The following is an 11,732-nucleotide window of genomic DNA, read 5'->3' as shown; positions in this document are numbered from 1 at the left end:
GTTCAGTTCTCTGGCGCGGGCGCACGGCGGTCGAGCAAGCCTTCATCGCGCAAGGCGGACCACAAGGCCGCCGGGATCGGCAACTCGAACGACGCAGCGTTCTCACGCAATTCGTCGGGACTGCGCGCGCCGGTCAGCACGGTGGCGACCGCCGGATGCGCATACGGAAACTGCAAGGCTGCGGCGGCGAGCGGCACGCCGTGGTTGCGGCACACTGTCTCCAGTCGCGCGACCCGCTCAATGACTTCGCGCGGCGCCTCGCCGTAATTGAATTTCAGATCACCTTCGACGCCGCGCGCCAAAATGCCCGAGTTGAACGCACCGCCTAACAGGATGCTGACGCCGCGCTGTTCGCACGCTGGCAAGAGGTCATCGAGAGTCGCCTGTTCGAGAAGCGTATAACGGCCCGCGAGCAACGCGCAATCGATATCGAACTCGGCCATCGCGTCGAGTATGACGGCGCCTTCATTGACGCCGAGTCCCACGGCCTTGACCGCGCCGGCCGAGCGCAGTTCGTCGAGCGCGCGAAAGCCGCCGCCTTCGGTCAGTTGCCGCCAGTAGTGAGGATTGTTCTCACCGTGCGTGACCCGCCCAATGTCGTGGACCAGCAGAATGTCTATCTCGACGATGCCGAGGCGCTGCTGGCTATCTTCGAACGAACGCAGAATACCGTCGTGCGTGTAGTCGTAGATCGCTTCGAAGGGCAGCGGCTCCTGCCAGCCTTCGCTGCCGTCGTAGGGTGTGGTGCGCGCTACGAAACGGCGGCCCACTTTCGTTGACAACACATATTCGCTGCGTGGATAGCCGCGCAAAGCGTCGCCAAGACGATGCTCCGCTTTCGTGTGGCCGTAATGCGGCGCGGTGTCGAAATAGCGCACACCGGCGTTCCAGGCGGCCGCGACAGTGGCGTGTGCCTCTTCGTCGGACAGATCGCGGTAGAGGCCGCCGAGCGGCGCGGTGCCGAGACTCAATCCGGTTACTTGCAACGCGCTGCGGCCAACGCGGCGGCGCTGCTGGATTTTTGAACCGTTCGTTGCAGTCATTGAGCATGTCTCCTTCTTGCTCCGGTCGCATGCAAGTGTTTGCTGTTGCATGTCCTTTTATCACACGGCAAGGGAACGCTCAGTGCGGCGCCACAGCAACCACACGCCGAGGCGCGGCCGTTCCCGACGGCAAGCACGCTGGCCCGACCGGCTCGAATGTCTTGTACGTAAGGATGAATTCCTGATGACCCAGCATTTCCGACTTGGAAGGCGCGCCTTGCGACACCGCCACCGTCTGCTCGAACACTTCGCGTCCCACTTCGTCGACCGTGCCGCGGCCTTCCAGGATGCGGCCTGCGTCCACGTCCATGTCGCCAGCCAGGTTGCGATACGTGGCAGGATTCGCGCATATCTTGATGACCGGCGAAATCCCCGAGCCGACCACCGAACCGCGTCCGGTCGTGAACAGAATCACATGCGCGCCGCACGCAATCAGTTCGCCGATTTCCGCGTTGTCGCTAATGTTCGGAAAGCCGAAACGCGGCTCGCCGTCCGGCACCACATCGAGCAGATAAAGGCCACCGGTCGGCGGAATATCGCCCGGCTTGACGATGCCCGCAATCGGCGACGCGCCGCTTTTCGCATACGCGCCTAGCGATTTTTCTTCCTGCGTGGTGAGGCCGCCGTCCGCGTTGCCGACCGCAAAACTGCCGTGGCCGAGAATCGAGTAATAGCGCGCCGCTTTCGCGACGCACGCGACAATCGCATCGCCGAGTTCCGGTCGCGCCGCGCGGGTCTTCATATGAAACTCGCAGCCCACCAGCTCGCCCGTTTCCTCGAAGATGCAGGTCGCGCCCGCGTCGATCAGATGATCGAACGCGCGGCCCACCGCCGGATTCGCGGTGATGCCGCTCGTGCCGTCCGAGCCGCCGCAGATCGTGCCGATCACCAGTTCGCTGAGCGCCATCGGCACTTTCTTTTGCTCGGCGAGTTGCTTGCGCGCGCCGCGAATCCAGTCGACGCCATATTGAATCGTGCTGCGCGTGCCGCCCTTTTCCTGAATCGTCAACACTTCGACGGGCCGGCCGCTCGCGCGCACCACGTCGACGAGATAGTGCTTGTTCATGCTCTCGCATCCCAGCGAGACGAACAGCACTGCGCCGACGTTCGGATGTGTAGTGAGCCGCTCGAGCATTTTCTCCGCGTATTCATTCGGATAGCAGCCCGGAAAGCCGATCAGATGAACCGGCGGCTCGCGCTCGGCGGAAGAGTCGGCGAGCGTGTCGTCGAACGCGTCGAGCGGCTCGCGAAACTGTGTGACGATCTCGCGCGCCACGTGATGCGCGCACTCGACCAGATACGCGACCGCGACCACATTGCGGATGCCTTTGCGGCCGTCGCCGCGCGGATAGCCTTGCAGCATCGGCTGCTGCGCGGAGGCGGTTGCTACGGAAGTGTCAGTCATGGTCGTTCCAGCGCAGCGCGAGGCCGCGTCGTTGTGCGAGATCAGTGATGTACGAATTGATGGCCGGCGTCGTGCGTATAGGTCGGCAGGTAATCGCTTTCGAGGTTGTGCGTATGCAGATGCGCGCCGCGCTGCACCGCTTCCGTCACGTGGCCGATCACTGCGCCGTAGCGCAGCACCTTGTCGTCCTTCGCGAGATCGCGGCGCGCTACCTTGTGCCCGAGTTCGATGGTTTGCGAGAGAGTCACGCTCTCCCCTTCAATCTCCACTTGCGTGCCGGCGTCGAGACGCGCCGCCGCGATCAGACAGTTGTCCTCGGGACTCAGCAGGATGAGACGCGAATCGGTTTGCATTGGGCGGCTCGTCAAATGAGTTCTCAGTTAGACCGTGGCAAGCGATGTTCGGGACATTCCCGCGTAATAATTCACCAATGAACGTATTATTCATATGCGGACTTTTCGAAGTCAAGGAAAGTGCACTGCACCAATGGTCCGTGTTTTCCCTGGACGCATCCGCTCGCACGGAACAGGCCGCCGCACTTACACTCAAGCGCCAGGTACCAGAACAGCCCACGGAATTCCCTCACGATGGACGCAGAAGACAAAGACGATGCCGACCGTTATCGCGCTCCTGCGCTCGACAAAGGTCTGGACATCCTGGAGTTGCTTGCCGAGCAGAAGGAAGGCCTCACGCGCGCCGAGATCACGAAGCTGCTAGGGCGCAACGCGAGCGAGATGTACCGCATGCTCGAACGTCTGGTCGCCCGGCAATACGTGGTGCGCTCCACGGGCGGCGATCGTTACTCGCTGAGCCTCAAGCTGTATGCGCTCGCCCATCGTCATCCGCCGATGAGCCGGCTCATCTCTGAGGCGTTGCCGCTCATGCAACGTTTCGCGGATGCCGCCGAACAGTCGTGTCACCTTGCCGTGTACGACCGCGGCAATCTGCTTGTCATCGCGCAAGTGGACGGACCGGGAACCTGGGGCATGTCGGTACGGCTCGGATCGCGAGTCGGCTTGATCGACACCGGCTCGGGCCGCGTGATGCTCGCGTTCCAGACTGTCGAACAGCGCGCGCAGATGCTCGCCGAGCACACCAAGGTCAAGGGCGAAGTGACGATAGACCGCGACGCACTCGAAGCCGCATGCGAACGCATTCGCGCGGCGGGTTTCTCGCAGAAGGACAGCCAGCAGACATTCGGCGTGACGGACGTGACGTTCCCGATTCTGGGCCCATCCGGCCAGGCGATCGCGGCGCTCACGTGCCCGTATCTGAAGCGTATCGACGAATACGTCGCGCCCACGCTCGCAGCCGCAACCACGCTGTTGCGCGAGACGGTTCAGGCGCTGTCGATGTTCAGCGAGAAGGTTGTTTGACGCGTGGCCACCTGATCCATATTCGCGCGGCTTCCTGACTTGATGCGGGCCGCTCGCGCACATGGTTTAGAATGGCGACCCTCTCAAAAATGTCGCCGCATGAATCCGTTCATGCGCGCCCATCGATAAGCAATGGCGAAACTTCTGACCGATTCCGAATTCCAGCGTTTTTCCGAGCTCCAGCAGAAGCAATCGAGCTTCACGATCACGCCTGAAGAAGCCGACGAACTCCGCGACATCGTCGCTCATGCGCAGAAGCGGCGCGACGACCGCGCGGCAGCGATGAAGAGCATCGAGACTTTCATCCAGCAATTCGACATTAGCCCCGACGAACTGTTTTCGCCGGAGCAGATTGGTGAAGCTGCGCGCACGTATGGCCTGATTCCCGCAGCCAAGAAAGAACGCGTGCTGCCGCCGTCGTTCACGTTCAACGGCAAGCCGTATCAATGGACGACGCGTCAGTTGCCGGACGATATCCGCGTGCCGCTGTTCGATGCATTCAAGGCGGGGCAGTCGGTGAAGTCGTTTATCGCGACGCCGAAGGATTCGAGCCGTTGCGCGGCGACGATCGCGCGGCTCGAACGCGAGACCGGTGTGGTGTACGCGGATGCGTGGCTGGAAGAGTTGGCTGTGACGCGAGCGCAGGTCGATGAGGCGACTGCCAGACTGCCTGCCTGATCGTTGTCCCGAATCCGATTGCCGCGACGATGTGAGGCCGTGGCCTGACCTGCGAACGTCATGAAAGATCGCCTCCTGTTGCGGAGGCGGTCGCATCTTCGAATCAACGCGCGCTGCGCACAGTCGCGGCGCTCTTCTCCTGATCCGCGTCTGTGTCCAACGCCATCCGGAAACCCACCACACTCGGATCTTCCGTCGGCGTGATCGTGAAGCCGCTCGATCTGGCGAGCGCGATCATTGCAGTGTTCTCACGCAGCGCCTCGCCGACGAGCCAATGCGTGCCGCGTGCACGCGCATACCGGATGATGCGGTCTGTCAGCAACCGGCCAAGCCGTCGCCCTTTCTGATCCGAACGAATGGCAACCGCGAATTCCGCAGTTTCGTTATCCGGGTCCGCCACCGCGCGCACCACGCCGAGCGTGCGCGAGAGACCCTCGTCGCTTTGCACCGTCGCAATCAGCGCCATTTCACGGTCGTAGTCGATCTGCGTCATGCGCGCGAGCTGAGAATGATCGAAGCTGCCTACGGCACCGAAAAACCGCAGCCGCAAATCCTCGGGCGTCATCGCTTCGACGAGGTCGTGATGCGCGGCCTCGTCTTCAGGGCGGATCGGCCGCACTGTTATACGCGCACCTTGCCAGTCGAGCGTCTCCTCGAAGCGGCGCGGATACGGCATGATCGCAAGGCGGCTGCGCGTCGGCGCGATGCTCAGCGTAGGTGCGACAACCGTCACATGATCGCGATACACGCGCAGCGTAAGCGTGAGACCAACGATTTCCCTGACGTCGCAGACGGCTTGCGAGAGCGCCGTCAATGCGGCCAACGCAGGCTCCGGCGCGATCAGCCGCGCATACGGCGAACGCGTGACGATGTCGCGGGCGAGCGTCGGATTGAGCGGCGGCAATCCGTAGAGGCGCAGCGGCTCGGAAACGCCATCGGCGGAAGGCGCCGTGAAACTGAAGACCGGACCGAAGTTGTCGTCGTCATGAAGCTCCACGACGATCTCGACTACCGGCTTGGGCGCAGACACCGCGTCGGTTTCTGTGCAGTCGGATTCGCGCGAAGCTGGCGCCGCGTCGGAACGCTCGTCCACCCCCGCTGTATCCGCTGTCCGCGCTGTTTCTATTACGAGCCCGAAACGTCTCAGCAAGTCCGCTGCAGCTTCACCGGTTAATTCGCGCTCGCCCGCGGCGAGCGCGGCGCGAGCTTGTGCCTGCGCGGCGTCGATCGCGTCGGGGACTTCGGCTGGCAAGCCCTCTGGCGTCTGCATCAGCAATTCGCGTCCCATCCGGTAATCGACAAGGCGCGCGAACGCGCGGGCGAGCCGCTGCGGCGTCGTGTGAACCGGAATTCCTTGCGCATGCAACGCGTCGCGCGTAGCGGCGTCGAGTCCGCCAAAGAAGCATGCGAGCAGACCGCGATACGCGAACCGCTGATTCGCGATCAGCGCCTGCGCCACCTCGCCGACCGGCGCGCCATGCGTCGAGGCATGCACGACGAACGCCGTGCCGGTGCCGCGATGCTCGGCGAGCAGCTTGAGCGCCGTGCCGAAGTGCTCAGGACGTGCGTCGTCGCCGAGTTGCAGCGGGTTGCCGCCCACTGCGTGCGGCAGCGCCTGCTGTAGCGCCTGCGACGCTTGCTCCGGCCACGGCGCGAGCGTATCGCCAGCGGCGGCGAACGCGTCGCACGCAAGCGTCGCGAGGCCGCGGTCGCTGGTGATCAGCGTCGCGGTCGCGCCCGCCGCCACGCGGCCCACGCCGAGGGTTTCGATTTCGTCGAGCAGGTCGTCGAGCGCGTCGACGCGTACCATGCCGGCGCGGCGAAATGCGGCGGTGTAAAGCGCGTCCGCGGGATCGTCGCGGCCCGAGCGCAGAGCGAGCACCGGCTTGTTGCGCGCCGCCGCGCGAGCCGCCGACATGAACTTGCGCGCCGCCCGCACGCTGTCGAGTTCGAGCAGAATCGCGCGCGTGCCCGGGTCGCTCGCCAGATAGTCGAGTACGTCGCCCGCATCCACATCCGCCTCGCCGCCGAGCGCGACCGCGTGCGAAAAACCGAGGCCGCGCGCATGCGCCCAGCCGAGCACCGCATTGGTCAGCGCGTTCGACTGCGAGACCCACGCCACGCCACCCGCCTTCACAGAGCATGAGGGCGCGCCGAAATGCGCGCGCAGCGCCGGCGTCACTACGCCGAGACTGCCCGGTCCGACGATCCGCAACAGATGCGGCCGCGCCGCCGCGAGCGCTTGCCGCAGCGCGAGCCTGTCGTCGTCGCAACGGGTCTCGCCGACAATGATCGCCGCGCGCGTCCCTAAACCGCCGAGCTTATGAATGATCGAAGGCCAGCTCGCCGCCGGCGTGCAGATCAGTGCCACGGTGGGCGCTTGCGGCAAGTCGCCGACATCGCCGATTACCGGATACCCGCTCAGCGTTTCGTATTTCGGATTGACTGGCCACAGCGGGCCCTCGAAGCCGCCTTCCAGCAAGCGCGACCACACCATCGCGCCGGTGCTGCCCGGCCGTTCCGAGGCGCCGATCACGGCGACAGATTTTGGTCGGAATAACGCGTCGAGATTGCGAACGGTCACAGGCGCTCCGCAGATGAAAATGGCGCGCCGCTCGGGCGTCGACGCGCGCGTGTTCCTCAGCATAGGCGAAGCGCGGCCATTGCGCGGCGCTTCTCGCGCATGAGCCGGAGCCATGTCAACCGAACGTTGATCGGCGCCACCGCGCATCGGGATTTTTTTAGCGCGCGCAGGCAAAATACAGCGCTTCAGTGCGACAATTGCAGGCGATTCGCGCGCCTTCATATCGGCCGCACTGCCCCGCACGATCCAAGAGACAGAAGGTGAGGTATGCGACGCTTGCCATCGCTCATCGCGTTGCGCTTTTTCGAGGAAACAGCGCGCCACATGAGCTTTAACCGCGCGGCGAGCGCACTATGCGTGACGCAAGGCGCCGTCAGCCGGCAAATCAAGCTGCTCGAGGAATCGCTCGGCGCGAAGCTGTTCGAGCGCGATCACAAAGGCATTCGCCTGACGCCCGTGGGGCTGCAATTCCTGCCTTGCCTGTCGGACGCGTTCGACACCATCGAGCGCGGTTTCCGGCAAATCACCGCGGCAAAGGGCCGGCGGCGTCTCGTGGTGGCCGTACCGCCTACTTTCGCGACGCAATGGTTCTCGCCGCGGCTAGGCTCCCTTGCTGACGAGATGCCCGACGTCGAATTGTCGATTCGCACAGAGCCGACCGCGGACTGCCACTGCACGATCCGCTTCGGCCGTCACGCATTGCCCGACGCACACTCCGAATTGCTGATGACCGAGCGCCATGCGCTGGTGGGCGCGCCGATGCTGCTCGGCGAGCCGCTCGACAGGCTGCTTGAACACATGCCCGCGCTGCACGTGCTGCACAACGACGCGAGGCTGGACCTGTGGCCGAACTGGCTCGCCACGGCGGGGCTGCCCGCGCGTTACGCGGATAACGGCATTGAATTCTCGACGCTCGAACAGGCGATCCGCGCCGCGCGCAAAGGCGCGGGCCTGGCTATCGTCGACAGAAATATGATCGTCGAGGAACTGGCGGACGGCAGCCTCGCGCAGTTCTCCGATGTCGAAGTGGCCGGCCCGTTCGGCTACTGGCTCGACGTCGCGCCGCAGCACGCCGCCCTCGAATATGTGCAGGCGTTCGCGGGGTGGCTGCGAGAGCAAGTGCTAAAAATGGGCTAGCGGCCATTCCGCCTGATGGCGAGCCGAGCGCGAGCCTCAAATAAAAAAGCCGCGTGCATGACACGCGGCTTTCTCTGATCCCGGCAGACGCCGCCAGCCAGATGCGCTAGCGGACTGAGGGCGTCAACTCGTCACATTGCCTTCTTGAACGGCGCGCCCGAATGCTCGCGCAACTCGTTGAACACGATTTTCGGCCATGCCTTCTGCGCAACTTCGATCTCCGACACATGCGAGGCCAGATACGTGGGCGCGTCGGATGCATCGAGCGCGATGCGTGCGGCGTATGAGTCGGTGAAGCGGCGCAGTTCCGCGGCGTCGTCGCATGTCACCCAGCGGGACATGCGGTACCGCGCGGGCGCCATGCGCACGTCGACCTTGTATTCGGTCGACAGTCGGTGCGACACGACTTCGAACTGCAGTTGGCCGACCGCGCCCAGAATCATCAAACCGCCCACTTCGGGACGGAACACCTGAATCGCGCCTTCCTCGCCAAGCTGCTTGAGCGCCTCGCCGAGTTGCTTTGCGCGCATCGGGTCGACCACTTCGACGGTCTGGAAAATCTCCGGCGCGAAGAACGGTAGCCCGACGAATTGGAGCGCCTCGCCTTCAGTCAACGTATCGCCGAGGCTCAGCGTGCCGTGATTGGGAATACCGATGATGTCGCCTGGATACGCCTCACTCACCGTCTCGCGCCGCTGCGACAGGAACGTCACAACGTTATTCGCGCGAAAAGTCTTGTTCGAACGCGTCACCTTCACCGCCATGCCGCGCTCGAAACGCCCCGAACACACACGAATGAACGCCACGCGGTCGCGGTGCGCCAGATCCATGTTCGCCTGCACCTTGAAAACGACGCCGGTGAATTTGGGCTCGTCCGGCATGACCGGACGCTGCACCGTCATGCGCATCGACGGCGGCGGCGCCAGGTCGACCAGCGCGTCGAGAATTTCCTTCACGCCGAAGTTGTTGATTGCCGAGCCGAACAACACCGGCGACTGCTGACCGGCAAGAAACTGCTCGCGGTCGAAATCGGGGGTCGCGCCGGTAATCAGGTCGATCTCTTCCTTTGCCTTGGTCCAGCTATGGCCGAAACGGCGCTCGCCTTCTTCATCGCTCAACGCTTGCAGCGTTTCAACCGCACCGCCGGCCGTGTCCTGACCGGCGCGGAACACACGAACCTGGTCGCGCTGGATGTCGTAGACGCCCTGGAATTCCTTGCCCATGCCGATCGGCCACGTGAACGGCACCGCCGCGACGCCGAGATGCTGCTCGATCTCATCGAGCAGTTCGAGCGGCTCGCGCACTTCACGGTCGAGCTTGTTGATGAAGGTGACGATAGGCGTCTTGCGGCTGCGGCAAACTTCGAGCAGCTTGAGCGTCTGCGCTTCGACACCGTTCGCGCCGTCGATCACCATCACGGCCGCATCTACCGCCGTCAGCACGCGGTACGTGTCTTCGGAGAAGTCTTCGTGGCCCGGCGTGTCCAGCAGATTAATAACGGCGTCGCCGTACTCGAACTGCATCACCGAACTCGCGACGGAAATGCCGCGCTGCTTTTCGATTTCCATCCAGTCGGAAGTCGCATAGCGATTGCTCTTGCGACCCTTCACGGTGCCCGCGATCTGAATCGCGCCCGAAAACAGCAGCAGCTTTTCGGTCAGCGTGGTTTTGCCCGCGTCCGGGTGGGAAATGACCGCAAAGGTGCGGCGGCGTTTAAGTTCGGAGACTGACATCAGGTCTGGCGGTCACGGATAGGGGTTCGGCGGTCTTCGGAAGCTTGTGGCCTCCGGGCTGCCGCGCGTGGCGCGGCGGCGTCGAGCTGCGGGAGTCGGGTCGGGAACCCGCATCACTATGGCAACCGGGCCGCGTCGGAAAACAGGTCGGGAACGAGCGTTCGACAATACGGATAATCGCCAGCGCAGAACAGCGCAGGGAACGAATGATACACGCCGGGACGACGGACGTGGGAAAGCCGCCCGCGAGAGGCGGGCGGGCCGGTGCAACTGTTAGAACGGTTCGGCAAGCGGCGGAGCGACTGCCTTTGATCCCGGAACCGCGCCGCCGCCTGGTTACACGCTTCGGTCTTTTAGCCGCCGCTCGCTTCGTTCAGTGTCAAATGCCGGGTCTCTGGCGCCCAGGCAATCGAAACGATCATGCCGACCAGCAGCACGGCCGCGAGCACGAACATCGTGATGTGAAAGCCGAGCGTGGCGATGCCGAGCGGCAACAGAAACGTACCCACTGCGGAGCCGAGACGGCTGCAAGCAATGGCCAGTCCGACGCCGCAGGCGCGCACTTCGGTGGGAAAACACTCGGGCGGGAACACGCCGACCAGGTTTGAGAATGCCGACATGGTCAGCGTGAAAATGCCGAACGCGACGATCATGGCGAGCGTCGCCGATTCCGGCAGCAGGCTCAATGCGATCAGCGACACGCACGTCACCGCGAACGAGCCGATCAGGAAAACGCGCCGCGGCAGCTTAATGGTGAGCCAGATGCCGATCAGCGCGCCAAGCACGAGAAAGCCGTTCAGCAGCAAATCCGCGCCTGAATCGTTGTTCAGATGAATTGCCTTCAGGATCGTCGGCAAGAATGTGTAGACCGCGAAGTATGGAATCACGAGGCAAACGAAAAACGCGCAGTTGAAGACAGTCCGGCGAATCAGGTCTTTCTCGAAGAGACGCATGAACCCGCCAGCCGTTTGCGCGTGCTGGTCATGAGCGCCGTCGAGCGTGACGTTCTCGCCGAAGTGCTTGAGCACGACTGACCTGGCCTCCGCAATCCTCCCCTTGCCGAGCAGCCAGCGCGGCGACTCGGGCGTGCCCATGCGCAACACCAGCACGATGAGCGCCGGAACGCCCGCCGACGCAAGCAGCCAGCGCCATGCATCGGGCGAGGCGTCGGCGTAATGCATGCCCAGCACGTTCGCCACCACGTAACCGATAGTCCATACGACGCTGAACGACCCGAGCAATGTTCCGCGATGCTTACGCGGCGAGAATTCCGCAAGAATCGCGTGTCCCACCGCGAAATCGCCGCCCATGCCGAAGCCGATCAATACGCGCAGCAAGCAGAGTTCGAAAGGCGAGTGCACATAGAACTGCGCAAACGCGGCCACGGTGATGATGACAAAACTCATCAGAAAGATTTTTTGCCGCCCGAGCCGATCCGACAGCCAGCCGAACACCAGGCTCCCGAAAAAAATGCCCATCAGCGCGGAACTGCCGATCATGCCCATCCAGAATGCGTCGAGCGGCATTTGACGATTCATCGCGGCCAGCGCGTAGCCGATCGTGCCGAGCGCGAAACCTTCGGTGAAGTGCGCCCCGAACGTGAGGCCGGCAATCTTCACGTGGAACGCGTTCAACGGCACGTCGTCGATGGAAATGGGACGGTTCGCGGACGGTGCCGCACCCGCGAAAGTGGAGGCGAGGCCGAGAGGGCTCGCCTGGACATCCTGATTACTCACGCTGTCTCCTTGATTTATTGGCTTTTTCGGACGGACAACG

The 11,732-nt window shown here is 63.5% G+C and carries 9 protein-coding genes; 3 read left to right on the top strand and 6 right to left on the bottom strand.

Annotated elements, in window-relative coordinates; translation table 11 throughout:
* Positions 1-2 precede the first annotated feature (2 nt).
* The 3 genes from RW095_RS15505 to RW095_RS15495 form a co-directional block, all read right to left on the bottom strand.
* Positions 3-1,043: an aldo/keto reductase gene (locus RW095_RS15505; RefSeq protein ID WP_317019792.1), complete on the bottom strand. Its 1,041-nt coding sequence runs from the start codon at positions 1,041-1,043 to the stop codon at positions 3-5.
* Positions 1,044-1,122: 79 nt separating this feature from the next.
* Positions 1,123-2,448, bottom strand: a complete 1,326-nt coding sequence (locus RW095_RS15500; RefSeq protein WP_317019791.1) for a UxaA family hydrolase — start codon at positions 2,446-2,448, stop codon at positions 1,123-1,125.
* Positions 2,449-2,489: 41 nt separating this feature from the next.
* On the bottom strand, positions 2,490-2,816 hold the full coding sequence (locus tag RW095_RS15495; RefSeq protein WP_317019790.1) for a UxaA family hydrolase: 327 nt from the start codon (positions 2,814-2,816) through the stop codon (positions 2,490-2,492).
* A gap of 219 nt (positions 2,817-3,035) precedes the next feature.
* Between RW095_RS15495 and RW095_RS15490 the strand changes: the two genes are divergently transcribed.
* The gene (locus tag RW095_RS15490) at positions 3,036-3,824 is read left to right on the top strand and encodes an IclR family transcriptional regulator (protein ID WP_317019789.1); all 789 of its coding nucleotides are present in this window, start codon (positions 3,036-3,038) and stop codon (positions 3,822-3,824) included.
* A 132-nt stretch (positions 3,825-3,956) separates the two neighbouring features.
* A complete protein-coding gene (locus RW095_RS15485) occupies positions 3,957-4,502 on the top strand; it encodes a hypothetical protein (protein ID WP_317019788.1) in 546 nt (181 codons plus the stop codon).
* A gap of 103 nt (positions 4,503-4,605) precedes the next feature.
* Here RW095_RS15485 and RW095_RS15480 read toward each other — a convergent pair whose 3' ends face one another.
* Positions 4,606-7,086: a bifunctional acetate--CoA ligase family protein/GNAT family N-acetyltransferase gene (locus RW095_RS15480; RefSeq protein ID WP_317019787.1), complete on the bottom strand. Its 2,481-nt coding sequence runs from the start codon at positions 7,084-7,086 to the stop codon at positions 4,606-4,608.
* A 267-nt stretch (positions 7,087-7,353) separates the two neighbouring features.
* Between RW095_RS15480 and RW095_RS15475 the strand changes: the two genes are divergently transcribed.
* Positions 7,354-8,223: a LysR substrate-binding domain-containing protein gene (locus RW095_RS15475; RefSeq protein WP_128598034.1), complete on the top strand. Its 870-nt coding sequence runs from the start codon at positions 7,354-7,356 to the stop codon at positions 8,221-8,223.
* A gap of 131 nt (positions 8,224-8,354) precedes the next feature.
* On the opposite strand, the gene RW095_RS15470 is transcribed toward RW095_RS15475, so the two are convergent.
* Together RW095_RS15470 and RW095_RS15465 are read right to left on the bottom strand one after the other, a co-directional pair.
* Complete coding sequence (locus RW095_RS15470) at positions 8,355-9,956, bottom strand: peptide chain release factor 3 (RefSeq protein ID WP_317019786.1); 1,602 nt, start codon at positions 9,954-9,956, stop codon at positions 8,355-8,357.
* 353 nt (positions 9,957-10,309) lie between these two features.
* On the bottom strand, positions 10,310-11,692 hold the full coding sequence (locus RW095_RS15465) for an MFS transporter (RefSeq protein WP_317019785.1): 1,383 nt from the start codon (positions 11,690-11,692) through the stop codon (positions 10,310-10,312).
* Between the last annotated feature and the right edge of the window lie 40 nt (positions 11,693-11,732).

Source organism: Paraburkholderia kirstenboschensis (assembly GCF_032806925.1).
GTDB lineage: Bacteria > Pseudomonadota > Gammaproteobacteria > Burkholderiales > Burkholderiaceae > Paraburkholderia > Paraburkholderia kirstenboschensis.
The sequence above is the reverse complement of the archived record's forward strand: the minus strand, read 5'-3'. Positions and strand labels throughout refer to the sequence as shown.

Bases quoted from the DNA above. Each gene is read 5' to 3' on its own strand.
- RW095_RS15505 (WP_317019792.1), bottom strand. From the start codon at position 1,043: ATGACTGCAACGAACGGTTCAAAAATCCAGCAGCGCCGCCGCGTTGGC.
- RW095_RS15500 (WP_317019791.1), bottom strand. From the start codon at position 2,448: ATGACTGACACTTCCGTAGCAACCGCCTCCGCGCAGCAGCCGATGCTG.
- RW095_RS15490 (WP_317019789.1), top strand. From the start codon at position 3,036: ATGGACGCAGAAGACAAAGACGATGCCGACCGTTATCGCGCTCCTGCG.
- RW095_RS15485 (WP_317019788.1), top strand. From the start codon at position 3,957: ATGGCGAAACTTCTGACCGATTCCGAATTCCAGCGTTTTTCCGAGCTC.
- RW095_RS15475 (WP_128598034.1), top strand. From the start codon at position 7,354: ATGCGACGCTTGCCATCGCTCATCGCGTTGCGCTTTTTCGAGGAAACA.
- RW095_RS15470 (WP_317019786.1), bottom strand. From the start codon at position 9,956: ATGTCAGTCTCCGAACTTAAACGCCGCCGCACCTTTGCGGTCATTTCC.